Source organism: Corallococcus sp. Z5C101001 (assembly GCF_007352635.1).
GTDB lineage: Bacteria > Myxococcota > Myxococcia > Myxococcales > Myxococcaceae > Corallococcus > Corallococcus silvisoli.
Window position 1 is genome coordinate 468,503 of the sequence record NZ_VKLU01000001.1, and the last position, 23,229, is coordinate 491,731.

20 protein-coding genes are annotated in these 23,229 nt (G+C 68.5%); 11 read left to right on the forward strand and 9 right to left on the reverse strand.

Annotated features, from left to right (window positions below; translation table 11 throughout):
- The first annotated feature begins 43 nt into the window (after positions 1–43).
- Positions 44–571 carry a peptide deformylase gene (gene def, locus FOF48_RS01910; RefSeq protein WP_143898140.1) on the forward strand — a complete coding sequence of 176 codons (528 nt, stop codon included), beginning with the start codon at positions 44–46 and terminating at the stop codon, positions 569–571.
- On the opposite strand, the gene nth is transcribed toward def, so the two are convergent.
- Positions 568–1,254, reverse strand: a complete 687-nt coding sequence (gene nth, locus FOF48_RS01915) for an endonuclease III (protein ID WP_143898142.1) — start codon at positions 1,252–1,254, stop codon at positions 568–570. The genes def and nth overlap by 4 nt on opposite strands.
- Before the next feature lie 56 nt (positions 1,255–1,310).
- On the opposite strand from nth, the gene ltaE reads away from it, so the two are divergent.
- Together ltaE and FOF48_RS01925 are read left to right on the forward strand one after the other, a co-directional pair.
- Positions 1,311–2,336, forward strand: coding sequence for a low-specificity L-threonine aldolase (gene ltaE / locus FOF48_RS01920; protein ID WP_143898144.1), 1,026 nt, complete (start codon positions 1,311–1,313; stop codon positions 2,334–2,336).
- Positions 2,337–3,107: 771 nt separating this feature from the next.
- The gene (locus FOF48_RS01925) at positions 3,108–4,133 is read left to right on the forward strand and encodes a M23 family metallopeptidase (protein WP_143898146.1); all 1,026 of its coding nucleotides are present in this window, start codon (positions 3,108–3,110) and stop codon (positions 4,131–4,133) included.
- Between the two features lie 26 nt (positions 4,134–4,159).
- Here the strand turns inward: FOF48_RS01925 and FOF48_RS01930 are convergent, their stop codons facing one another.
- Positions 4,160–4,429, reverse strand: coding sequence for an HU family DNA-binding protein (locus FOF48_RS01930; RefSeq protein WP_143898148.1), 270 nt, complete (start codon positions 4,427–4,429; stop codon positions 4,160–4,162).
- A gap of 323 nt (positions 4,430–4,752) precedes the next feature.
- On the opposite strand from FOF48_RS01930, the gene FOF48_RS01935 reads away from it, so the two are divergent.
- Positions 4,753–6,381 (forward strand): hypothetical protein, encoded by a 1,629-nt coding sequence (locus tag FOF48_RS01935; protein ID WP_143898150.1) that lies wholly within the window; start codon positions 4,753–4,755, stop codon positions 6,379–6,381.
- A 16-nt stretch (positions 6,382–6,397) separates the two neighbouring features.
- Here FOF48_RS01935 and FOF48_RS01940 read toward each other — a convergent pair whose 3' ends face one another.
- A complete protein-coding gene (locus tag FOF48_RS01940; protein WP_143898151.1) occupies positions 6,398–7,522 on the reverse strand; it encodes an alpha/beta fold hydrolase in 1,125 nt (374 codons plus the stop codon).
- A gap of 116 nt (positions 7,523–7,638) precedes the next feature.
- Here FOF48_RS01940 and pssA point away from each other — a divergent pair, with 116 nt between their 5' ends.
- From pssA to FOF48_RS01960, 4 genes are all read left to right on the forward strand, one after another.
- Entirely contained in the window at positions 7,639–8,499 is an 861-nt protein-coding gene (gene pssA, locus FOF48_RS01945) for a CDP-diacylglycerol--serine O-phosphatidyltransferase (RefSeq protein WP_143898153.1), read from the forward strand.
- A 69-nt stretch (positions 8,500–8,568) separates the two neighbouring features.
- Positions 8,569–9,834 carry a CinA family nicotinamide mononucleotide deamidase-related protein gene (locus tag FOF48_RS01950; RefSeq protein ID WP_143898155.1) on the forward strand — a complete coding sequence of 422 codons (1,266 nt, stop codon included), beginning with the start codon at positions 8,569–8,571 and terminating at the stop codon, positions 9,832–9,834.
- Complete coding sequence (locus FOF48_RS01955; RefSeq protein WP_143898157.1) at positions 9,831–11,318, forward strand: hypothetical protein; 1,488 nt, start codon at positions 9,831–9,833, stop codon at positions 11,316–11,318. Before FOF48_RS01950 ends, FOF48_RS01955 begins: the two co-directional genes overlap by 4 nt.
- A gap of 57 nt (positions 11,319–11,375) precedes the next feature.
- Complete coding sequence (locus FOF48_RS01960; RefSeq protein WP_186001728.1) at positions 11,376–11,885, forward strand: DUF1285 domain-containing protein; 510 nt, start codon at positions 11,376–11,378, stop codon at positions 11,883–11,885.
- Here FOF48_RS01960 and recA read toward each other — a convergent pair.
- Positions 11,882–12,907, reverse strand: a complete 1,026-nt coding sequence (gene recA / locus FOF48_RS01965) for a recombinase RecA (RefSeq protein WP_143898160.1) — start codon at positions 12,905–12,907, stop codon at positions 11,882–11,884. The two genes, FOF48_RS01960 and recA, sit on opposite strands and share 4 nt — an antisense overlap.
- A 282-nt stretch (positions 12,908–13,189) precedes the next feature.
- On the opposite strand from recA, the gene FOF48_RS01970 reads away from it, so the two are divergent.
- Positions 13,190–14,569 carry an NAD(P)/FAD-dependent oxidoreductase gene (locus FOF48_RS01970; protein ID WP_255441814.1) on the forward strand — a complete coding sequence of 460 codons (1,380 nt, stop codon included), beginning with the start codon at positions 13,190–13,192 and terminating at the stop codon, positions 14,567–14,569.
- On the opposite strand, the gene FOF48_RS01975 is transcribed toward FOF48_RS01970, so the two are convergent.
- The 5 genes from FOF48_RS01975 to FOF48_RS01995 all read right to left on the reverse strand — a co-directional run bounded on the left by FOF48_RS01975 (position 14,492) and on the right by FOF48_RS01995 (position 18,870).
- Positions 14,492–16,129: a YifB family Mg chelatase-like AAA ATPase gene (locus tag FOF48_RS01975; RefSeq protein WP_235685292.1), complete on the reverse strand. Its 1,638-nt coding sequence runs from the start codon at positions 16,127–16,129 to the stop codon at positions 14,492–14,494. The two genes, FOF48_RS01970 and FOF48_RS01975, sit on opposite strands and share 78 nt — an antisense overlap.
- 227 nt (positions 16,130–16,356) lie before the next feature.
- Positions 16,357–16,857 (reverse strand): biopolymer transporter ExbD, encoded by a 501-nt coding sequence (locus FOF48_RS01980; protein ID WP_143898162.1) that lies wholly within the window; start codon positions 16,855–16,857, stop codon positions 16,357–16,359.
- The gene (locus FOF48_RS01985; RefSeq protein ID WP_120523783.1) at positions 16,857–17,267 is read right to left on the reverse strand and encodes a biopolymer transporter ExbD; all 411 of its coding nucleotides are present in this window, start codon (positions 17,265–17,267) and stop codon (positions 16,857–16,859) included. The genes FOF48_RS01980 and FOF48_RS01985 overlap by 1 nt, the downstream gene beginning before the upstream one ends.
- Positions 17,268–17,370: 103 nt before the next feature.
- Positions 17,371–18,048, reverse strand: coding sequence for a MotA/TolQ/ExbB proton channel family protein (locus FOF48_RS01990; protein WP_143898164.1), 678 nt, complete (start codon positions 18,046–18,048; stop codon positions 17,371–17,373).
- A gap of 75 nt (positions 18,049–18,123) precedes the next feature.
- Positions 18,124–18,870, reverse strand: coding sequence for an energy transducer TonB (locus tag FOF48_RS01995; protein ID WP_143898166.1), 747 nt, complete (start codon positions 18,868–18,870; stop codon positions 18,124–18,126).
- Between the two features lie 232 nt (positions 18,871–19,102).
- On the opposite strand from FOF48_RS01995, the gene FOF48_RS02000 reads away from it, so the two are divergent.
- A complete protein-coding gene (locus FOF48_RS02000; RefSeq protein ID WP_143898168.1) occupies positions 19,103–22,330 on the forward strand; it encodes a TonB-dependent receptor in 3,228 nt (1,075 codons plus the stop codon).
- 30 nt (positions 22,331–22,360) lie between these two features.
- Positions 22,361–23,122, forward strand: coding sequence for a hypothetical protein (locus FOF48_RS02005; RefSeq protein WP_143898170.1), 762 nt, complete (start codon positions 22,361–22,363; stop codon positions 23,120–23,122).
- The last annotated feature ends 107 nt before the right edge of the window (positions 23,123–23,229 follow it).

The following is a 23,229-nucleotide window of genomic DNA, read 5'->3' on the forward strand; positions in this document are numbered from 1 at the left end:
AACGGTTGCCCGGTGCGGTCCGGAGGGGTTAAGAGTCCCCCCTATGGTTCGCGAGATTCTCATCTGGCCCGATCCCATCCTGAAGCAGAAGGCCCGGCCCGTGGCGAAGGTGGACGACAAGGTCCGTGCGCTGGTGAAGGACATGTTCGAGACGATGTACGCCGCCGAGGGCGTGGGCCTCGCGGCGCCGCAGGTGGGTGTCCTCCAGCGCATCATCGTCCTGGACACCCGGCCGCAGCAGCCGGAGTCCAAGCCCCTGGCGATGATCAACCCGGAGTTCGTCTCGCTCGAGGGGGAGACGACCTACACGGAGGGCTGCCTCTCCATCCCCGGCGAGGCCGAGGACGTGGACCGCGCCGCCGTGGCCACCGTGCGCTACCTGGACGAGGACGGCCAGGAGCAGCTGCTGCGCTGTGACGGCCTCCTGGCCATCGCCGTGCAACACGAGACGGACCACCTGGACGGCACCGTCTTCGTGGACCACGTCTCCACGCTGAAGCGCGAGCTCATCCGCAAGCGGATGAAGAAGCTCAAGACGTCGCGCGACCAGGGCGCCCCGGCGTCCGCTTAGGCCTTCGCGGTGGCGCGCACGCCCTTCTTCGGGCACCGCGCCGCCACCACGCAGGTGTCGCAAGCGGGCGAGCGCGCGAAGCACGTGCGCCGCCCGTGCCACACCAGGAGCTGGTGTCCCAGCGTCCACCGCTCGCGGGGCAGCAGCGCCTGCAGGTCCTTCTCCACCTTGTCCGGATCCTCGTGGGTCGTGAAGCCCAGCCGGTAGGCCAGCCGCTTCACGTGCGTGTCCACGGGGAAGGCCGCGTCACCGCCCAGGTGGATGCACACCACGCCCGCCGTCTTCAGCCCCACGCCCGGCAGCTGCGCCAGGGTGTCGCGCGCCAGGGGCACCTGTCCGCCGTGCTCGGCGACGAGCGCGCGCGCCGTGGCGACGATGTTCTTCGCCTTCGCGCGGTACAGCCCGCAGGTGCGGATGTAGGGCTCCACGTCGGCGGCCTCGACGCGGGCGTAGGCCTGGGCGTCCGGGAAGCGGGCGAACAAGGCGGGGGTCACCAGGTTGACGCGCTTGTCGGTGCACTGCGCGGACAGGATGACGGCGACCAGCAGTTCCAGGGGGGTGCGGTAGTCCAGCTCGATGCGGGCGTCCGGCATGGCCGCCTCCAGACCGTCCAGGACCGCCACCGCGCGACTCCGCTTCTCCGCCACTGTCTCTCGCCGGGCCACGCGGGCGTTGTATGTCACGGGAGGGCCCGGCCCAAGCGCCACGGCGGCCCCCCTTTCTTGCCGCGAGGAGAACCATGAAGCCCATCGACTTCCGCTCCGACACCGTGACGAAGCCCACCCCGGCCATGCGGCGCCTCATCGCCGACGCGGAGGTCGGGGACGACGTCTACGGCGAGGACCCCACGGTGCGCCGGTTGGAGGAACGGGTGGCCGAGCGGCTTGGACTGGAGGCGGCCGTCTTCGTCCCGTCCGGCACGCAGGCGAATCAGATCGCCATCGGCGCGCACTGCCGCTCGGGTGACGAGGTGCTGACGGAGGAGGGCAGCCACATCCTGCACTACGAGGGCGGCGCGGTGCCCGCGCTGTGGGGCGTGCAGCCGGCGGCGCTGCCCGGGGAGCGGGGCCTGTTGAAGCCGGAGACGGTGGCGGCGGCGGTGCGCGAGGACAATGTGCACAACCCGCGCACGCGGCTGTTGTCGCTGGAGAACACGCACAACCGAGGGGGCGGCACGGTGTGGCCGCTGGAGCGCTTCCGGGCGGTGGTGGAGGCGGGACGGAAGGCGGGCCTCGCGGTGCACCTGGATGGCGCGCGGCTGTTCAACGCGGAGGTGGCGGCGGGGAGGCCGGCATCCGAGTGGGCATCGCTGACGGATTCGACGTCGGTGTGCTTCTCGAAGGGCCTGGGGGCGCCGGTGGGCTCGGCGCTGGCGGGCAGGGCGGACGTCATCCGCGAGGCGCGGCGGCTGCGCAAGCGGCTGGGCGGAGGCATGCGGCAGGCGGGCATCCTCGCGGCGGCGGCGCTGTACGCGTTGGAGCACCACGTGGAGCGTCTGGCCGAGGACCACGCCAACGCGCGCCGGCTCGCGGAGGGCCTGGCCCAGGTGCCGGGAGTGAAGGTGGACCTGTCGCGGGTGGAGACGAACATGGTGTTCGCGGACCTCGTGCGTCCCGCGGCGGAGGCCTCCGCGCTGCTCTTGAAGCAGGGCGTGCTGGCCAACCCCACCGGTCCGCACTCCATCCGCCTCGTGTGCCATCTGGACGTGTCCAGGGCGGACATCGACGACGCCCTGGCACGAGTCCGCACCGCCTTCGCGAGCTGACGGCAAGGGCATCGATGACGGGCGCCCGCGTCCCGAACACGGACGCCCTCGATGCCAGGAAGCACGCCGCACGAGGAGCGCGCGGAGGTCCGCCTCGAAACGATGACATCAACGGCCTCGATGACGGGCGTCCCGAACGCGGACGCCTCCGAGGTCACACGCCGCACGAAGGGCGTGCGGCGGTTCGCCTCGAAACGCTGACAGCAGGGGCCTCGATGACGGGTGTCCACGTCCCGAACGCGGACGCCCTCGATGCCAGCGAAGCACGCCGCACGAGGGGCGTGCGGTGGTTCGCCTCGAAACGCTGACAGCAGGGGCATCGATGACAGGTGTCCGCGTCCCGAACACGGACGCCTCCGAGGCCACACTCCGCACGAAGGGGCGGTTCGCCTCGAACCCCTGACAGCGGCGGCCTCGATGACGGGCGTCCCGAACGCGGATGCCCCCGAGCGAGGCCAGCGAAGCACGCCGCACGAGGCACGCAGCGGTTCGCCTCGAATCAGGAGGCGGAGCCCGCAGGCGAGGCGCCCCGGGTGCCCATCCTGACGTGGAGCAGGGGGGCCCGAATCCGCGGCCGCCACCCGCACAGGGCCGCAGGGCCCGTGACGGAACGTCCCTGTACGTTCGTGGACGGTCGCCCATGACCCTGGGGTGACTCCTGCCACGCTGTCCCCGTCGTGGCGGGTGCGGGCAGCACGTACCTGGGCGTCGCGGGATGATCCACGGCCTGGAACAGGTGAACGGGCCGGTGCGTGGTAGGCTCCTCGCGCCGTGCGCCGATCCGCCGTCCTCGCCCTACTGGCCCTCTCCGCCTGCGCGACGCCGCGTCCGGGCAAGATGAGCTTTGAGGAACTGTACGCGACCTCGGGCGACAGCGGCCCCACCAGCGACTCCTCGCCTTTCCTCCCCCGCGAACCGGACCGCGCCCGGGGCCCGCTGACTCCCGAGCGTTCCCCCGAACTCGACGCCGCGCTCACCGTGTTCACGGAGAAGGCCCGGGCCTACCGCGAGAAGGTCCAGCGCGGCAGCGTGATGCCCGTCGACCAGGTTCGGAACTGGGAATCGATGAACGCCGCCCTGGACGCCTTCCTGTCCCGGCCGGTGGAGCACACCGACACCCGCGACCTGACGCGCGCCCGGGGCGTGATGGAGGCCGAACTGGAGCAGGACGCGCGCCTCTACGGCGACATGCCGGGCCCGCTCGCGGAGGCCGTGGTGGTGCGGGTCGGTCGCCTCATCGTGCGCGCGTCCACGCTGCGCCGCTGGGAACTGCCTTCGGAGGAGCCCTCCGGTCCACCGCGCCTCGCCTGGCCCGTGGAGCCGGTCACCATCACCAGCCTCTATGGCGACCGCTGGCACCCCATCACCGGACAGCTCCGCCGTCACTCGGGCGTGGACCTGGCGGCCCGGCGCGGACAGTCCGTCGGCGTCGCGGAGAAGGGCGTCGTCCTGCGGGCCGGCTGGAACGGCGACCACGGGAAGATGGTGGAGGTCCAGCACGACGGCCAGTGGGTAACGCGCTACAGCCACCTGTCCGAGGTACTGGTGACGACCGGCGAGGTGCTGGCGCGAGGCGACGTCGTGGGGCTCGCGGGGGACACGGGGCTGGCGACCGGTGTCCACGTCCACTTCGAGCTCTGGCACGACGGAAACTCGCTGGATCCGCTGGAGGCGCTCGTTGCCCCCGAGGCGGCCCCGGACGCCTCCGACGAGGAGCGCCCCGTGGCCCGCATGCCGGCGGAGTCCCCCGTCCTCACGTCCCAGGGGCGCCACCCGAACGCGGGTTCGCGCCCCTGAGGGGGACAGAGGCCCTTCTCTGCTGCCTACAGCGAGTTCTTCAGCTCCTTGGCGGGACGGAAACCGACCGTCTTCGACGCCTTGAGCTTCATCATCTCGTTGGTCTGCGGGTTGCGAATCTTCCGCGCCTTGCGCGAGCGCAGCGACCACGTGCCGAACCCGGGGTAGCTGAAGCGCGTGTCCTTCTTCACCGCCTTGCCGATGTTGTTGAAGACGATGTCGAGGATCTGGGCGGCGGACTTCTTCGTGAGCTTCGACTGCGCAGCCACCACTTCCACGAGCTCTGCCTTGGTCATGACACCCCTCCCTCTTGCGTTGTCTGGCGTTGAACGAGCGGATGGCGGAGGTAACAAATCGAGGTTTCGACTGTCAATGCGCCACCCGCTCCCGGGCCGGAAAATCGGCCTCCGGATGAAAACTGGCCTCTGGAAATACACCCTGTAGAGAGAGGGAGGATCGCATCTTTTGATACATCCTCACACCCCTTCTTTTTCAGATGGGGGAAATGATCCACAAGTGATCGATTGCGGATGAAAGTCTTTGAAAAATCGATCACTTGGCCGCCAGGGCTGATCCAGTTCCGGCGGGGCGCCATCAAGGGGCTAGAGTGCCTGCCTGCGTGCCCTCCCGACTGCTGCCATGGCTGCTGGTCCTGCTGTGCGCCTGCTCACGGCCGTCGCTGGGGCGGCCTGCCAGGGGCGAACTCTGGGTGGACGGGGCGTCGGCGGGGGGCGACGGAACCCGGGAGCGCCCCCTGCGCTCCCTGTCCGAGGCCCTGGCCCGTCCCGGCCCGCTGCTCGTCCACCTGGCGTCCGGGCGCTACGAGGGCCCCTTTCGCCTGCTGTCGGGGACGAGGCTGGTGGGCCAGGGCTCCTCGACGGTCCTGAGAGCCAGCGACCCCGGCGCCGCCGTGGTGGGGGCCCGAGGGGAGGTTGGCCTGGAAGCCCTGACGGTGGAAGGGGGCGGCTGGGGGCTGGCCGGTGAGGGCGGCGCGCTACGAATCGAGGGCGTCATCTTCCGGAATCAGGCCCTGGGGGCGATCCGGCTTGGAGCCGGGAGCCTCGACGGAAGAGGACTGCGCTTCGAGGCGCGAGGCGCCGGGCCGGTTCGGCCGGAGGCCTCGTGTCCCGAGTCCATCGGGGCCGCCCGCGAGCCTCCCACCGAGCCCGTGCTCGCGGTTCGCCAGGTCCGTCCTCGCGAAGCGCCGGAGCCCGGAGGGCATGGGACGCTGACGGCGGAGGAGGGGGCACATCCCTCCACCGGCGCGTCCGCGCCGACGGTCGCGGTCGGGGTGCTCGTGGAAGCCCGGGAAGGGGAGACCTCCGCGCCCTCGCTGCTCCTGCGGGACAGCACGTTCGCGGGCGCCTTCGAGCGAGCGGTGCGGGGCCGGGGCGGGGCCACGGTCCACCTGGCGGGAGTGTGCTTCCAGGGGCCCCGGGTGGCGCTGAGCCAGGAGGGGGGTGTTGCGGAGGTCGAACGGGCCTGGGCCTCGGGAGGGACGGGCACGGCGTTCTCCACGATGGCGGGCACGTTGAAGCTCGTGGACGTGCGGGTGCGAGGGTACGAGTACGGCGTGGCGACGAACCAGTCCCGGCTGTCGGTGCGGGGGTTCACCTCGGAGCATGCCACGCGCGCGGGCCTGGGACTCACGGCGACACGCGGCCTGTTGGAGGACGTGGTCGTGAGGGACGCGGGCGACTACGGGGCCCTGCAGCTCACGAACTCGGACCTGGAGGTCCGGCGCTTCCGGCTGGAGGGCTCGCGGGAGTACGGCGTCGTGGCGGTGCAGGGCCGCGTGCGCCTGCGGGACGGCGTCCTCACGGGCGTGAGCACGGCGGACGGCGTCGCGGGAGATGGGCTCCACCTGCGCCAGGTGGAGGCGGACGTCGACACCGTGACGGTGCATGGCGCGAAGGGCTCCTGCGTGCTGGCGACGCAGCGGGCGCGAGTGACGCTCCGGAATGCCCGGCTCTCCACGTGCGGGCTCGCGGCGCTGGCGGTGGACACGCAGGCCACCCTGGAATCCCGGAACATCGAGGTGCGCGGCACCGCCAGCGCCGTCCTGCTGGCCATCGAGGGGGGCCAGTTGCGAGTCCAGGACCTCACCGCGAGGGAGGTCCAGGGGGAGCTGATCTCCGCGGACTGCGAGGGCCGGACGCGCGTCCAGCTCCGCCACGTCGAGGCAAGCAACACGCGAGGCGTGTCCTCCCCCTGTGTCCAGCTCGAGCCGCCAGCCCGGAGCCCCTGAACACGGGAGGCGCGAATCATCCCTGGGTGGGGGAGGAGGCAGGCGTGGGCGGCAGGGGGGTGGCGCGTCGCTCCAGCCATTCGCGGATGACGGGGTAGACCTCTATTGGCGCGCCGGTGCCGAAGATGAGGTCGCCGTGCCCGTAGTCCATCTTGTCCCCGCGGTCCCGCCCGAACACGTGCAGGGTTCGGTCCGGGGACGTCAGCAGCGCGTATTGCGCCTCTACGTTGGCCGCGGTGGCCAGCCGGTCCGCGCTGCCGCCCATCACCAGCACGGGCTGTTGGAGCTTCGCGATGCCCGCGCGCCAATCGGTCTTGCGGTCGTACGAGCGGAACGTGTCGTGGGAGATCCAATCCTGGAACTGCAGCAGCACCTTGCGGCTCATCGCCGCCATCATGTTGACGGAGAGCTGCCGCAGGACGCGCGGCGGGATGTGGCGGGGATTCACCACGATGTCCGATAGGGGCAGGGCGAGGTAGCCCAGGAAGGGGGCCATGCTGGCGCTCACCCACGACTGGCGGATGCTCCCGGGCCACGCGGCCCTCACCCCGAGCGAGATGAGCGTCCGCAGGAGCGGCTCCGACTTGAAGTACACCGGCGCCCCCAGCTCCAGCAGGCCCGCCAGCCTGCCGCCTTCGGGGCCTTGGGCCACGCCGTAGCCCACCAGTCCCCCCAGCGAATGGCCGAGCCAGAAGGCCTGCTTCGCATCAGTCTCCTTCAGCGCCAGCTCCAGCAGTGCTGGGCCGTCGTGGGTGATGTGGTCATCGACGGTGAAGTCCGTGGGCCGCCGTCCCCGGGGCGGGCGCCGCGAGTGCCCGGTGCCACGCCACTCCACGCTGAAGCAGTCGAAGCCGGCTTCGGTGAGCGCGTGGGCCACGGAGTAGGGGGGCTCGAAGTCGAAGGTGAAGCGGTTGGCCGCCAGCCCGTGGCACAGCAGGACGGGCTCCGCGAAGCGGCGCACCGGGGCCCGTCGGACGTGCACGGCCAGCTCCCACCCATCCGCGCAACGCGCGCGCAGCATCTCGGGCTGGGGCCCCTTGAGGCGGTACCAGCGCCGCACCAGCAGCACCCACCCGACGTTGACCAGCAGCAGGACGGCCGCCAAGGCCAATCCCCAGAGGGCCCATTGCCCGTACGGCATTTCTCCTCCCCTGCGACCCGGGACTGACTCCGGCGCGAATAAAACCCTGCTAAGGTCCGTTCCCTCGCCGTTTCTGCCACATGGGCAGCCGACCACCTGGGGAAGTCGAGGGAACGATGAAGCTGCGGAAACTGATGTTCGTGCTCCCGAACCTCTTCACCGTCACCTCCATCTTCTGTGGCTTTTACGCCATCACCCTGTGCTCGGGTGAGGCGGAGCCGGTGCAGCTGTACCAGGCGGCCCTGGCCATCCTCTTCGCCATGTTCTTCGACGGGTTCGACGGGCGGGTGGCCCGGCTGACGAAGACGCAGAGCGACTTCGGCATGCAACTCGACAGCCTGGCGGACGTCATGTCCTTCGGCGCAGCGCCGGCGCTCCTCGTCTACAAGTGGGCGTTGGCGCCCATGGGCTTCTGGGGCCTGTTCATCTCCTTCGCGTTCATGGCGTGTGGCGCCATGCGGCTGGCGCGCTTCAACGTGCTCGCCATGCGCAACCCGCACGGCGGTGGTGGTGGCTTCTTCGTGGGGCTGCCCATTCCGCTGGCCGCGGGCGTGTTGGTCTCCCTCATCATCTCCCATCACGTGGCCTCCGACGGTGAGGCGCTGGGGGATGGCGCTCGTGTGCCGGTGGCGGTGGCGGTCGGCGCCCTCTCGCTGTTGATGGTGTCCACGGTGCGCTACCGCACCTTCAAGGACGCGCGCCCGAGCCGCAAGACGGCGCTCGTCTTCATGGTCATGGCGCTCGCGGGGGCCTTCATCGCCCAGCAGTTCCACCCGGCCTGGGTCCTGGTGACGTACTTCTTCGCGTACCTGCTGATGGGGTTGGTGGAGTCGGCGGTCTCGGTGCGCAGCCGGTTGGCGTCGCGCAAGGTGGGCGCGGGCGCTGTCGCGGCGGTGGCCGTGGCCTCGGGGCTCGACGAGGACGACGACGAGGACTCCGAAGCCAACGCCCCCGACGACGGCCCCGCGTACCTCTGAGCAACCAGGCGTGGGAGGCAGGACGCGGACCGTGCCCTCCCGGCCCGGGACCGCTAGGATGTCCGCCCCATGCGCGTCGAGCTGCTGTGCACCGGTGATGAACTCGTCACCGGCCTCATCACGGACACCAACAGCACGTACCTGGAGGCCCGCCTCTTCGACCTGGGTGTGAAGGTCGAACGGGTCACGGTGGTGGGTGACGTGCGCCCGGACATCAGGGGCGCGCTGTTGGAGGCCTCGGCGCGCGCGGACGTCGTCATCGTCTCGGGGGGGCTGGGGCCGACGGCGGACGACTTCACCCTGGAGTGCGCCGCGGCGGCCGCGGGCGTGTCCATGGAAGAGGACGCGACGGTGCTCGGCTGGCTGAGGGAGCGCTACGCCGCACGGGGCATGCCCATGAACCCGGGGGCCCTGCGCATGGCACGCATCCCCGCGGGCTCCCAGCCGGTGCGCAACCCCCAGGGCTCCGCGCCGCTGGTCATCCAGCGGCTCGGCCGTGCCCACCTGTTCTTCCTTCCAGGGGTCCCACGCGAATACCGCGCCCTGGTGGACGGCGAGGTGCTGCCGCGCGTGCGGGACTGGCTCGCCTCCGAACCGAACCGCACGTTCCGCGCCTTCCGCCTGCTGCGCACGGTGCGCCTGCCGGAATCGGTGCTGAACGAACAGGTGATGCCCCTGGCTCCCCACCATCCGCGGGTGGTGTTCGGCTTCCGCACGCACGCGCCGGAGAACCACTTGAAGCTGATGGCCGAAGCGCCCACGCAGGCGGAAGCAGATGCCGTGCTCGCCGCCGCGGAGGCAGCATGCCGGCAGGTGCTGGGCACGCATGTGTACGGCGCGGATGGCAACGAATACGTCCCGGTCCTGCTGGACCTGCTGGCGCGCGCCGGTCACACCCTCGCGGTGGCGGAGAGCTGCACGGGGGGCCTCATCGCGCAGGACCTCACCGCCATCCCGGGCGCCAGCCAGGTGTTCCTCGGCGGTGCGGTCGTCTACTCGGAGAAGATGAAGTCCGCCTGGGTAGGGGTCGCGCCGGAGATCCTCGCGAGGCACAGCGCGGTGTCCCCGCGGACGGCCCTCGCGATGGCCGAAGGAGTCCGCACTGCCTGCGGCGCCACGTTTGGCCTGTCGGTGACGGGCTACGCCGGTCCCGGCGGAGGCACCCCCGAGGATCCCGTGGGAACCGTGTACTGCGCGTTGGCGGGCCCGGACATGGAGCCCCGCTGTGAGCGGATTTCGATCGCGGGTGACCGGGACCGTGTGCGCCTGTTCGCCGCGTCCCATGTGCTGGAAATGTTGAGGTTGCACCTGCTCGCCGCCCCCGTGTCTCCATGAGTCGCTCCAAATCAAAGCATCCCCGTCCGTCCACCCCGGAAGCTCCCCCCGCCCCCGTCATGGCGGGTGAGCCCGTCCAGGCCATGCCCGATTCTCCCCCACCGCACTCCAGCCCCATGGCGGTGGCGGAGACCACGGGTGTTCCCTCGCCCCCGGCGCCAGCCAGAGCGCATCCGGTGCTGAGCGCGGTGCGCCTGTGGTTGTCGGCCTACCGGGTGGAGGTGGTGCTGTTCCTCGTGGCGTTCGCGGTGCTGTCCAGCTTCAGCTCTCAGCGCTTCCTCCGGCAGAGCGCCGCGCCGCACTTCATCTACCAGGCGCAATCCTGGCTGGATGGACGGCTCGACGTGGATCCCCAGGTGTTGCCCAACCTGGAGGACTGGGCCTGTGTGCGGGTGCTGGATGGGCACAAGGTGCGCTGCGAGGGCCGCCCGCTCCGCGACGACACCTGGTTCGTCAGCTTCCCGTCCTTCCCCGCCGTGGTGATGCTCCCCTTCGTCGCGCTGCACGGCTACCAGTTCAACGACACGTCCTTCGGCGTCTTCGTGGGGGCGCTCGCGGTGGCGCTGTTCTATTCGCTGCTGCGCTTTCTCGCCCAGGAAGGGGAGACGGAGCGCAACCGCGGCGACAACGTAGCGCTGTCGCTCGTGCTCGCCTTCGGCACGCTGTTCTTCTACTGCTCCATCCGGGGGGAGGTCTGGTTCAGCGCACAGGTGATGGGGGTGGCGCTCACGTGCCTGTACGTGCGCAACGCCGTGAAGGCACGGCGCCCCTTGCTCGCGGGGCTCTTCTTCTCCATGGCGGTGCTCACCCGCACGCCGCTGGTGTTCGCGGGCCTCTTCTTCGTCCTGGAAGCGCTCTGCCCGGGGCCGGACCGGCTGGCTCAGCTCAAGGCGCTTCCCACCACGTGGAAGCCCGCGCTCCGCAAGCTCGGGCTCTTCGGCGTGGGGGCCGCGCCCCTGGCGTCGCTCGCGGCGGCCTACAACGTCTACCGCTTTGGCAAGCTGGGCGAGTTCGGTCACTCGTATCTCTACAACAACCGTGTGAACGCGGACATCGACCGCTTCGGGCTCTTCAACCTCGAGTACCTGTCGCGCAACCTTCAGGCCGCGTTCCTCAAGCTGCCCCAGGTGTCGCTGTCTCCGCCGCGGTTGTCGTACGACCCGCATGGGCTGACGCTGCTGCTCACGCTGCCCCTGCTGGTGTTCCTGCTGATGCCCAGGACGCGGCCCCGTCTGCACTGGCCCTTGTGGCTGACCGTGGCGGTGTGCGCGCTGCCGGGGCTCTTCTACCAGAACACCGGTTACATGCAGTTCGGCTTCCGATTCAGCCTGGACTACACGCCCTATCTGTTGCTGCTCTTCGCCATTGGTGGATGGTCGCTGCGCAACCGCGCGGTGGTGGCCGTGCTGGCGCTTGGCGTGCTGGTGAACTTCTGGGGGGCCGTGGCCTTCCGTGGCTACACGGAGTTCGTGCGGAATTGGTAGTCCTCCAGGTTCTGGTGGCTTGAATTCTCCGGACCTCCCCCGCACATCAAGGGCGACATGCAACCTCCTACCGGTCAGCCCCCTCCAGGCAAGCGTTGGCATACGCGTGAGGACAGCGGCATCCGCCTCGATGCCGCGTTGCGCTGGTGGCACGACGACGAGCCCATCGAGCACCCGAAGATCATCGAACTCTTCAACGCCTCGCTGGTCCTGGACGAGGACGGGCGCTACCAGCTCCGCATCGCTTCGGACTGGTGCTACGTCCAGGTGGAGGACGCGGCCTACGAGGTGCGCACCGTGGACGTCACGCCGGACGAGCGTGTGTCCTTGCGCTTGAGCGACCGCACGGCGGAGGCGCTGGACCTGGGGTCGCTCCAGCTCACGCCCGACGGTGTCCTCACCTGCCGCGTGAAGCAGGGCAGGGCGAAGGCGCGCTTCTCCCGCGACGCGCAGTACCAGTTCGGCGAGCTGCTGGAAGAAGGCCCCAAGGGACAGCTGGTGCTTCACGCGGGTCGACACCAATGGGAGGTCCCCCTCTCGCTGGATGCGCTACGGGCTGTGTCCTAGGCCGCCTCGACGGAGGCGGGGGGCATCGGAGGCGCCGTGGCGCCCACCTGCTCTCGTGCGAGGGTCTCCAGGACGTCCGGGTGTGCCCGCAGCCATTCGCAGGCCCGCTCGCGGCCCTGTCCGATGCGCTCTCCCCGCAGGCTGAAGTGGCTGCCGGACTTCTCCACCACGCCCGCGCTCACGGCCAGGTCCAGCACCTCGGCGGCGCGGTGGATGCCCGTGCCATAGAGCACGTCGAACTCCGCTTCCTGGAACGGAGGCGCCAGCTTGTTCTTCACCACTTTCACACGGGCACGCGAGCCCACCACCGCCTCGCCCTCCTTCAGGTTGCCCGTGCGGCGGATCTCCATCCGCACCGATGCGTAGAACTTCAGCGCGTTGCCACCCGTCGTCGTCTCCGGGTTGCCGAACATCACGCCAATCTTCATGCGGATCTGATTGATGAAGATGATGCAGGTACCGGAGCGGCTTACCGCGCCCGTGAGCTTGCGCAGGGCCTGGCTCATCAGGCGCGCCTGGACGCCCATGTGCGCGTCCCCCATCTCCCCTTCGATTTCCGCGCGAGGCACCAGCGCGGCCACCGAGTCCACCACGATGAGATCCACCGCGCCCGAGCGCACGAGCTGCTCGGTGATTTCGAGCGCCTGCTCCCCGGTGTCCGGCTGCGCCACGAGCAGTTCATCCGTGCGCACCCCCAGCTTGCGCGCATAGGACAGGTCCAGTGCGTGCTCCGCATCGATGAAGGCCGCCACGCCCCCCACGGCCTGCACCTGGGCGATGGCATGCAAGGTGAGCGTCGTCTTGCCGGAGGACTCATTGCCGAACAGCTCCACCACGCGGCCTCGTGGATAGCCGCCCACGCCCAGCGCCCGGTCCAAACCCACCGAGCCGGTGGGGATGACCGCCACCTTCTGCTCCGGTGCATCCGCGCCGAGCGTCATCACCGCGCCCCGGCCGAACTGCTTCTCGATGGACGCCACCGCCGCCGCCACTGCCTTCAACTTCTCCGTCAGCTTGCTCATCTCGCCTGACTCCCTCGCCGCCCTGCGGGCTGGATGCCTCTGGCGTATGGACACAGCAACGGACATGCCGCGCGGTTTCCAGCGCGCGGACCCTGCAAGGGCGTCCAGGTTCGCCCGGTCCGTCCGAAATGGCGGAGCGGCGTGGCTGTCTCCCGCACGTTGAGAAAGCTTGAGGTGAGGACGTATCCGCATAAGCAGACACGGGGGCACGTGACAGCCCACCTTGGTGGGATGGAAGGCTTTGCATTGAATCCTGAGCACCTCGGCGTGATGTGTCCTCACGTGAAAACGACCCGTGAGAACCTTCCCCATGTGGTCATCCTGGGAGGCGGCTTCGGCGGCCTCTACGCGGCCCGCTACCTGCGAAAGGCAGGGGTCCGCGTCACGATGGTGGATCGTCACAACCACCACCTCTTCCAGCCCCTGCTGTACCAGGTGGCCACGGCGACGCTCAGCCCAAGCGACATCGCCGCGCCGCTGCGGGCGATGCTCGGACGCGATCAGGTCCAGGTGCTGCTCGCGGAGGTGACTGGCGTGGACACCGCGCGCAAGCACGTCCTCCTGTCAGATGGTGAGCTGACGTATGACTTCCTCATCGTCGCCACCGGTGCGACGCACTCGTACTTCGGCAACGATGCCTGGTCGCGGCACTCGATGGGGCTGAAGACGGTCGAGGACGCCCTGGAGATCCGCCGCCGCGTGCTGCTCGCCTTCGAGCAGGCCGAGCGCGAACCTGATCCCGAGCGCCGCCGCGCGCTGCTCACCTTCGCCATCATTGGCGCGGGCCCCACGGGAGTGGAGCTGGCGGGCGCGCTGGCGGAGATCAGCCGCAAGTCATTGTCAGGCGACTTCCAGAACATCGACCCGAGGGACGCGCGCGTCATCCTCATCGAGGGAATGGATCGAGTGCTCCCCACCTATCCGGAGAGCCTCTCGGGCGAGGCCCGCCGGTCACTGCAGAAGCTTGGGGTCGAGATCCGCACTGGCACCCGGGTGACGAACATCGACGCGAGAGGCGTGGACATGGGCCCCGAGCATCTGGCGGCCCGCACGGTGCTTTGGGCCGCGGGTGTGGAGGCTTCTCCCGTGGCCCGTTCGCTGGGCGTGACGCTGGACAGGGCGGGGCGCGTCCCGGTGACGCCCGAGCTGACCGTGCCGGGGCATCCCGACATCTTCGTCGTGGGGGACCTGGCGCTCGTGAAGCTGGACGATGGGAGCGCGGTTCCAGGAGTGGCGCCCGCGGCGATGCAAGAGGGCAAGCACGCCGTCCTCAACCTCCGCCGCCAGCTCGAGGGCCAGCCGATGCAGCCCTTCCGCTACTGGGATCGAGGCACCTATGCGGTCATCGGAAGAGGCCGTGCCGTGGGCGTGGCCTTCCGCCGCGTCCAGCAATCCGGATTCGTCGCCTGGCTGGCCTGGCTCTTCATCCACCTCACCTTCCTCATTGGCTTTCGCAGCAAGCTGGCCGTGCTGCTCAACTGGGCCTACGCCTACCTGACGTTCGGCAGCTCGGCGCGCATCATCACCGGTCCCGCGCCCCGCTTGGATGCCCGCGTCGCGGGGGCGTTACCCATGGGTGGGACGTCAGTCCTTCTCGAACGGGGACTCTCGTCCCCCGAAGCCCTCGACGCCCTGACGCCAGGAAGGGGAGGGGAGGCGTGAAGTGTTCGCCGTCCCGTGGGTGTTGGCGTGCAGCCACCCCCGGCGGTCCAGCATCCGGCAGTCGACCGCGAGCTGCATGTCCACATCCTCGATGCGTCCGTGCCCTTCCAGGTCCGCGCGCGTCAGCGCCAGCTTGAGGATGCGGTCATGTGCCCGGGCGGAGAGGCCGTGGTGGCGAACCGCGAGCTCCAGCATCTGCTCCGCGCGCGGTGACAGGGCGCAGTAGCGGCGCAGCAGATGCGAAGGCATCTGGGCGTTGCAGTGCACCCCGGGAGCGTCGTGGAAGCGAGCACGTTGCCGCGCTCGCGCGGCCTCCACACGTTGCCGGTAGTACTGGCTCGGCGGCTCCTGGGTCTTCGCCGCGAGCTGGTGGTACTCCACGGGCCGTGTCTGCACGGTGATGTCGATGCGGTCCAGGAGCGGCCCACTGACGCGCGCGTGGTAGTCGAAGACGCGGTGCTCCGCGCAGGTGCATGTCCGCCCGGGGACGTTGAAGTAGCCACACGGGCAGGGGTTCATCGCAGCGACCAGCATGACCCGGCAGGGATAGGTGATGTGTTGGTTCGCTCGCGCCAGATGGATGGCGCCCTCCTCCAGGGGCTGGCGCAGCACCTCCAAGACGTTCTTCCGGAACTCGGGGAGTTCGTCGAGAAACAGCACGCCGTGGTGGGCGAGGGACAGCTCGCCCGGACGCGCGGCGGGTCCCCCACCCACGAGCCCCGCGTCGGACAGCGTGTGATGGGGCGCGCGGAACGGGCGCTCGCGCATCAGCGCCTGTTCGTCTCCCAAGAGGCCTTGGATGGAGTAGACCTTCGTGACCTCCAAGGCCTCGTCGAAGGTCATCTCCGGCAGGATGCCCGGCAGCCGTCGAGCCAGCATCGTCTTGCCTGAACCAGGAGGGCCGGCCATCAGGACGTTGTGCCCACCTGCCGCCGCGAGCTCCAGCGCCAGCTTCAGCTCCGGCTGCCCGCGTACGTCAGCCATGTCCGCGCCTGCCTTGCGAGGGCCCCTCGGGGACGCTCCCGTGCGTGTCAGCGGCGCCAGAGGGGCACTGCCGGTGAGGTGGCCCACGGCCTCTCTCAGATGGGTGACCGGCAACACCTGGAGTCCCTCCACCAGCGCGGCCTCCGCCGCGTTGGCGGAGGGCACCATCACCCCCTTGAAGCCACCACTCCGGGCCGCCACGGCCAGAGGGAGCACTCCCTTGATGGCCTTGATGGATCCATCCAGCGACAGCTCTCCACCAAAGAGGTACTCGCCCAGCGGCTCCTCCTCCATCAGGCGCGCCGCGGCCAGGACCCCCAGGGCGATGGGCAGTTCGAAGGCGGCTCCTTCCTTGCGGAGATCAGCGGGCGCCAGGTTCACCGTGATCCGCTTCTGCGGAAGGTCGAAGCCCGCGTTCTTCAGCGCGGAGACAACCCGGACCTTCGACTCCCGTGCCGCGCCCTCTGGCAGCCCCACGACGTTGAAGTAGGGCAGGCCGAGGGCCATGTCGACCTCGCACTCCACCACCACCGCGTCGATGCCCATCAACGCCCCCGACCGAACCCGCGCCAGCATCGTTACCCCCTCCCCACCTGCTCCGGAGAACGGGAGAGCAATCCCCGTACCGGGCCGCTGGCCTTGCGAGCCGCCACTGGGCTGGCCATCCGCCGGATCAGACGCCGAGTCCCGCGCGGGGACCCAGGAGCCCCAAAAGCAGAAGCCCGCTGGCGTCGGAACGCCAGCGGGCCTCGAATGATTCGGTGACGGGCTTTCGCCGCGTCAGCCCTGATGGGAGGAACGGATCAGGGCGTCGGCGCGGGCGCGCCCTCAGGCGTCGTCTGCGTGCCCTGGATGACGGCGTTCTGGGGAAGCTCGGTGGCCATGCCCAGGATCTTCGCACCCGCGGCGCGCGCTCCGTCGAGCGCCACCACGAGCTTGCCGTAGTTCGCCGCATCGTCCGCCATGAAGAAGACGACCTTCTCGTCCGGCTTCTTGGCGTTCAGCATCCGCTTGAGGCGCGCGACGTAGTCCGACGCGGGGATCTGCTCCGTGTTGATGGAGTAGGCACCGCTCTTGTCCACCTGCACGACGATCTGCTGATCATCAGGCTCCGGCGGAGGCTGGTTCTCCTCCACCTCTGTCTCCGGGACCCGGACGAGGATGTCCTTCTCCAGGAGGGGCGTCACCACCATGAAGATGATGAGGAGCACCAGCACCACGTCCACCAGGGGCGTGACGTTGATCTCCGAGTTCGGTGCGGACGCGGGCTTGACCCACTGACGCTGCTTGTGTCCTCGGGACATTACTTCTTCTCCTCGACACCCAGGGCGATCTGCTTCGCCTTCGCCTTGCGGGCCGTGTCCAGCACCTTGCGCACGTCGCCCACGTTCAGGGCGTTGTCGCCCTTCAGCAGGATCTTCTTGCCTGGATCCTTCACCAGCTCCGCGGCGATCTTCTCCTGGAGCCCCTTCTCGTCGACCTCATCGTTCTCCACGAACATCTTCTTGTCCGGGGTGATGGAGAGGATCAGGGGGTCTGCTTCCTTGCCTTCCTTCTCGATCTCCGTGGCCTTGGGCAGCTCCACGGACTTGCCGCGCTGGAGCATGGGCGTCACGACCATGAAGATGATGAGGAGCACCAACACCACGTCCACCAGGGGCGTGACGTTGATCTCGCTCTTGATGCCCCCTTTGGGGCCTGCTGACATTCCCATGCGTGCACCTGTTTCCTGGATGGGACGTCCACCCTGGGGCAGCGCGGCTTCACAGCCGGGCCGCCCTCATGGGTGGAGATGTCCCAGGGATGGGAGGCTTCGACTAAGCCGCGTGCGACGAACCGCCGCCCACGTGCCGCGCCACCACGTCCAGGAACTCGTTGGAGGACTCGGAGATGTCCACGGAACGGGCATCCACCCAGCCCTGCAGGAAGTTGTAGGCCATCACGGCGGGGATCGCCACCAGGAGGCCGAACGCGGTCGTGATGAGCGCCTCGGAGATACCCGCGGAGATGGTCGCCAGACCGCCGGAGCCCGCGGCCGCCATCAGCTGGAAGGCGTTCACGATACCCATCGTGGTGCCGAGCAGACCGACGAACGGCGCCGTGGAACCCACGGTGGCCAGCAGGCCCAGTCCGCGCTTGAGGCTCTGCACCTCGCGCTGCGCCTGGCGCTCCAACGCGCGGGCGACGGACTCAACGGCCAGGTCCTTGTTCCCGGGGCTGATGCGGTACGCCGTCAGGCCCGAGTTGATCACGCGGCCCAGGTGGCCCACGTCCTTGCCCAGGTTGGTGCTCGCGGCGGTGGTCAGGTCGCCCTTCGCGAGGATCGCGCCCATCTTGGCGGCGAAGTTGCGGCTGTCCGAGCGGGTCTTGCGGAAGACGATGATCCGCTCCGCCATGACGACCAGCGACGCCACCGACATGATGGCGAGGGTGAAGATGATCATGCGGGCGAAGAGGCCCGTGTGTTGCCAGATATCAAGCAGGGTGAATTGCATGGCTGTGGAGCGCTCCTCCTCACGAGCGCGAGGTGATGTTCAGCGGACTGCTCAAGCGGGTGCTGCCTGGCTGGATCAGCGCGGCAGCTTCAGGTTGAAGTTGAAGGTGTACTGGACTTCGACCGGCCTGCCTTGGAACGTGACCGGCTTGTAGCGTGAGGCGGCCAGTACGTCCATCACGGCCTGCTCCATGTGAGGGAGCGGCTTGATGACGCGGCAGCGCTCGACCTTTCCCTCGGTCGTGATGACGCACTTCACGATCATCAAACCCTGCACGCGGGCCTCGATGGCCTCACGCGTATAGGACACCTCTGGACCCGCGACCTTCTCCGGACGCGTCATGCCCTGACCGAACGCGAGCACGTCCGTGCCCGTTCCGCCCAGCTGGCCGCCCACCACGCCGCCGATCACACCGCCGACCACGCCTCCAACGACACCACCCGCCACGCCTCCCTCGACGCCACCCTCGACCTCCGCCTCGCTCGCCTCTTCATGCTCGGGCTCGGGCGCGGTCTCGGTCTCCTGGGGCTTCTGCTGGGGGATCTCCTTCGGCTGCACGATCACGTCCTTCGGCTTCTTGGGCGTGACCTTCTTCTCCGTCTTCGGCTTCGACGCCGGAGGGGGAGGAGGCGGCGGGGGCGGCGGCGGCGCCATGGTCGCCTTCAGCGTGACCTCGACCTCCTTCTCCTCCACGGGAGGTGGGCGCGTGGAGAGATAGGCCACAAGACCCAGCAGGCCGACGTGGAGCAGCGTGGAAATGCCAGCACCAACGCCGAAGCGCGACCTGGGTCCTTGCCCGCGGTCAAGGACTGAATCGAACATGCACTTAACTCCTCTTCACCAGTGGACTGCCCGTCCCCGCCCTGCCCGATCGAAGGCCGGCACCATACAGAAAAGGGTTCCGGGTTCAAGCAACCGTGTCTGGCACCGCCGACCGATGTGATCGGCCAATGCCCCACTGGTCACCAAAAAGCAACGGTCTATTGACAACTGCTTGACCTCGGATATTTTCCCAAGTCATTTTCGGTTGCAGCCCACCTTGGAGGGGTTTGGTATGCAAGTGAAACAAGTACTTCGGGAAACCGGAGTCGTCCTTGCTGCGGGTCTGTTGTACGGATCCGCGGCTTTCGCGCAGTCCAGCGTCATCATCGGCACTGTCCTCAACACTGAGGATAAGAAGCCGGCAGCCGATGTCGTTGTGACGGCCACCTCGCCCAACCTGCAGGGCGAGCAGACCGTGGTTACCGACGCTCAGGGTAACTACCGTATTCCCCAGCTGCCGCCGGGCACGTATACGCTGCGGTTCGAGAAGGAGACGTTCAAGCCTTACGCCCGTCCCGAAATCCAGTTGCTCCTCAACCGCACCATCCGCGTGAACGTGGAGCTCCTGCCGGACTCCTTCACGCAGACGGTGGACGTCATTGGCACGCCGCCGACGATCGACGTCGGCTCCACGAGCCAGGGCGTCAACGTCGATCAGGAGTTCATCAAGCGCATCGCGGTGGCCCGTCCTGGCGGTAAGGCGGGCGGCACGCGCTCGTTCGAGTCCCTGGCCGAGCTCGCCCCGGGCGCCCAGAACGACCAGTACGGCGTGTCCATCAACGGGACGACCTCGCCTGAGAACGGCTACGTGGTGGACGGTCTGTCCACGAACGATCCGGCCTTCGGCGTGAACGCCAGCCCGCTGAGCATCGAGTTCGTGCAGGACGTGAACATCATCACCGGCGGTTACATGCCGGAGTTCGGTCGCTCCACGGGCGGTGTGATCAACGCGGTGACCCGTTCGGGTTCCAACGAGTTCCACGGTTCCGTGTTCGCCAACTGGACGCCGGGCACCCTGGAAGGCAACCGGAAGCTGATCATCGAGGACGGCACCACGGTCACCGGCCTGAACGCCCTGAGCAACCTGGGCGACTTCGGCGCCACCCTCGGCGGCCCCATCCTGAAGGACAAGCTCTGGTTCTTCGCCGGCTTCGCGCCGTCGTTCCAGCGCTACAAGCACACCCGTTCGCTCAACTCCTTCGAGCTGACCGCGCCGTTCAATGACGCTCCCGGTGCCGACAACGAGATCGCGACGGACGCGAACGGCTTCAGCAAGGTCCAGGAGATCCCGGGATCGCAGCGGACCTACTTCGCGGACTCTCGCACGATCCAGTTCATGGGTAAGTTGACCTACCTCATCAACCAGGATCACAACGTGTCGTTCGCCCTGAACGGCACCCCGACCGTGTCGGGTGGTCTGGGCAAGCTGCGGATCGACCCCCGTTCGGGCGGTCTGCCGGCGGCCCAGACTCGGCGTCCTGAGGACATCGGCCAGACCGAGCAGCGCGCGAACACCACGGCGCTCGCCCTCAAGTACGCGGGCGCGTTCATGGAGAAGAAGATCCTGGTCGACGCCAACCTGGGTTGGTTCCACCAGACGGCGGGTACCACCCCGGCGGATGGCACCGCTATCGGCTCGACGTCGGGCATCGCGGGCTACGCGATGGCTCAGTACACCCGCTCGCGCTCGGTGCTGTCGTTCGAGGACGTGCCGAACTCGGCCGAGTTCTGCGGCACGAGCGCCGCGGAGCAGGCCCTGCGCTGCCCGGCGACGAACTACCTGGTCGGCGGCCCCGGCTTCATGTCCGAGGCCACGCTGGACCGCTACCAGATCAACGCGAAGGCCACGTACCTGCTGAACGCGCTGGGCACGCACGTCTTCAAGGCGGGCGTGGACACGGAGTTCCTGACCTTCGATCAGAAGAAGGCCTACTCCGGGAGCGTGTTCCTGCTGGAGGCCGGCAGCGCCAGCGACCAGACCTTCCAGGGCGAGCGCCGCCACATCTGGTCTGACAGCCGCCGCTACGGGTACCAGACGGCTCCGGACACCCCGGTGTTCGAGACCCTGCAGCAGTCCTCCACGAGCGGCACCACCATCGGTGGTTTCCTCCAGGACAGCTGGTCCATCGCCAACCGCGTCACCCTGAACCTGGGTGTTCGCTACGACGTGCAGTCCATGTACGGCGGCGACGGCAACCTGGCCCTGAAGCTCGGCAACCAGTGGTCGCCTCGCGTGGGCGCCGTGGTGGATCCGTTCGCCAACGGCCGCGCGAAGCTGTTCGTGAACTTCGCCCGCTACTACGAGCAGGTTCCGCTCAACATGATGGACCGCGCCTTCCCGGGTGAGCGCCGCTTCAGCGCGCGTCGCTACCTGTCGGAGCCGGGCTCGGGCAGCACCGGTTGCGATCCTTCGACGCTGGAAGGCCAGCGCGGCGGCTGCGCGGACACGAATTTCATCGTGCCCCGTGCGGAGTCCACGCTGAACTCCAACCGCCTCTACAGCGGCGGTCTGGTGCAGAACGAGCCGGTCGATCCGGACATCCAGCCGCAGTCCTCCGACGAACTCGTGGTCGGCGGCGAATACGAGCTCCTGGCGAACACCCGCTTGGGCGCGAGCTACACGCACCGCGACATGAACAAGGTCATCGAGGACATGAGCCGCGATGACGGCAACACCTACTTCCTCGGCAACCCCGGCAGCGGCTTCGCCAAGGAGTTCCCGACCCCGCAGCGTGACTACGACGCGGTCACCGTCTACCTGAACCGTACGTTCTCGGACGGCTGGCTGGCGCAGGCGAGCTACACGTGGTCCCGTCTGTACGGCAACTACCCCGGTCTGTTCCGCCCGGAGAACAACCAGCTCGACCCGAACATTCTCGCGGACTTCGACCTGGTCGCCCTCCTCAACAACCGCACGGGTCTGCTGCCCTTCGACCGTACGCACGCCATCAAGGTGTTCGGTGCCAAGGAGTTCAACATCTCCAACGCGCTGTCGGCGAGCATCGGTCTGTCCTACCGCGGCAACTCCGGTACGCCGATCAACTACCTCGGCGCCTACCCGGGCTACGGTCAGGATGAGACGTTCATCCTGCCCCGCGGTAGCGGCGGTCGCACCCCGTGGATCAACAGCGTCGATTCCAACGTGGGCGTCAACTACCGCGTGAGCAAGGACAGCGTGGTGTCCTTCACCCTGGACGTGTTCAACCTCTTCAACTTCCAGGGCGCGGACCGCGTCGACCAGTCCTACACGTTCGCCGAGGTCCTCCCGGTCTACAACGCTCAGACCAAGACGGGTGGCACCGCAGCCGACCTGCCTACCTCGGGTAACGGGGCCGGTAGCGTTCCGCTCGCGGACGGCTCGGGTGTCCTGTCGGCCGACGACGTGAACAAGAACTTCAAGAACCCCGATCGTTACCAGTCGCCGCGGCAGGTCCGCTTCGGTGTCCGGTACACCTTCTAACCACCCGACCACGTGAGGAAGATCAGCAACATGCGCAAGAGCATTCTTTCAACGCTGGTGATGTTGGGAGCCGCGGGCAGCCTGACCGCTTGCGACTTCGAGCAGCCGAACGCCGGGTGCATCGTCCAGGACGCGAGCTTCGCGAACTGGTGGGCGAAGTATGATGCGGTGGGAACGCCGGTGGATGGCGCTGGCAACCCCTGCACGGACACGCTTGAGGTGGGTGACAACCTGGGGGTCTGGAAGTTCGCGGATCCGACGACTGGCACCGCCAAGCTCGTCATCCGGCCTCAGTTCTTCGCCCGCCTGGGTGCATCGGACGCGAACAACGCGTTCGACAGCCTCCAGGTTACGGGCGAGCTGACGACGACCACCGACGCGAACGACTTCTGCTCGGCGAGCAACTTCAACAGCGCGACCGTCAACCCGACCCAGGCCGGTGTGACGTCATCGCTGTCGTACACGCTCGCGAACGTGAAGGTGTACTCGTCGCCCAGCTCGCCTGGCACCCAGATGACGGGCGAGGTCACGTACACGAAGAACAACTGCACCTCGAAGTACGTGATGCGTGCGGTGTGGCCGGCGACCCCTTGCGATCCGACCGCCGACCAGACGGATCCGGCGGAAGGGTTCTCCAACTGCGGCGCGGGCTCCGGCATCAATCCGGACTTCGCCGTGGAGTGCCAGCAGGTCCCGGCGCGCTTCAACCTCGGCTACTTCGGCGATCCGTCCGACCCGAGCTACGTGGAAGGCCGTTGCGTTCCGACGAAGGCCATCCCGTCGTTCAAGTAGTCGTCCCTGAGCGACCCTGAAGGTCCATTGCGGCCCCGGCAGCCTCTCCCCCACGTGGGAGTGGCGGTCCGGGGCCGCGGTGTTGTTGGAGTCTGGATTCCACAGTC

Bases quoted from the DNA above. Each gene is read 5' to 3' on its own strand.
- def (WP_143898140.1), top strand. From the start codon at position 44: ATGGTTCGCGAGATTCTCATCTGGCCCGATCCCATCCTGAAGCAGAAG.
- ltaE (WP_143898144.1), top strand. From the start codon at position 1,311: ATGAAGCCCATCGACTTCCGCTCCGACACCGTGACGAAGCCCACCCCG.
- FOF48_RS01930 (WP_143898148.1), bottom strand. From the start codon at position 4,429: ATGACCAAGGCAGAGCTCGTGGAAGTGGTGGCTGCGCAGTCGAAGCTC.
- FOF48_RS01940 (WP_143898151.1), bottom strand. From the start codon at position 7,522: ATGCCGTACGGGCAATGGGCCCTCTGGGGATTGGCCTTGGCGGCCGTC.
- pssA (WP_143898153.1), top strand. From the start codon at position 7,639: ATGAAGCTGCGGAAACTGATGTTCGTGCTCCCGAACCTCTTCACCGTC.
- FOF48_RS01950 (WP_143898155.1), top strand. From the start codon at position 8,569: ATGCGCGTCGAGCTGCTGTGCACCGGTGATGAACTCGTCACCGGCCTC.
- FOF48_RS01955 (WP_143898157.1), top strand. From the start codon at position 9,831: ATGAGTCGCTCCAAATCAAAGCATCCCCGTCCGTCCACCCCGGAAGCT.
- FOF48_RS01960 (WP_186001728.1), top strand. From the start codon at position 11,376: ATGCAACCTCCTACCGGTCAGCCCCCTCCAGGCAAGCGTTGGCATACG.
- recA (WP_143898160.1), bottom strand. From the start codon at position 12,907: ATGAGCAAGCTGACGGAGAAGTTGAAGGCAGTGGCGGCGGCGGTGGCG.
- FOF48_RS01975 (WP_235685292.1), bottom strand. From the start codon at position 16,129: ATGCTGGCGCGGGTTCGGTCGGGGGCGTTGATGGGCATCGACGCGGTG.
- FOF48_RS01980 (WP_143898162.1), bottom strand. From the start codon at position 16,857: ATGTCCCGAGGACACAAGCAGCGTCAGTGGGTCAAGCCCGCGTCCGCA.
- FOF48_RS01985 (WP_120523783.1), bottom strand. From the start codon at position 17,267: ATGGGAATGTCAGCAGGCCCCAAAGGGGGCATCAAGAGCGAGATCAAC.
- FOF48_RS01990 (WP_143898164.1), bottom strand. From the start codon at position 18,048: ATGCAATTCACCCTGCTTGATATCTGGCAACACACGGGCCTCTTCGCC.
- FOF48_RS01995 (WP_143898166.1), bottom strand. From the start codon at position 18,870: ATGTTCGATTCAGTCCTTGACCGCGGGCAAGGACCCAGGTCGCGCTTC.
- FOF48_RS02000 (WP_143898168.1), top strand. From the start codon at position 19,103: ATGCAAGTGAAACAAGTACTTCGGGAAACCGGAGTCGTCCTTGCTGCG.
- FOF48_RS02005 (WP_143898170.1), top strand. From the start codon at position 22,361: ATGCGCAAGAGCATTCTTTCAACGCTGGTGATGTTGGGAGCCGCGGGC.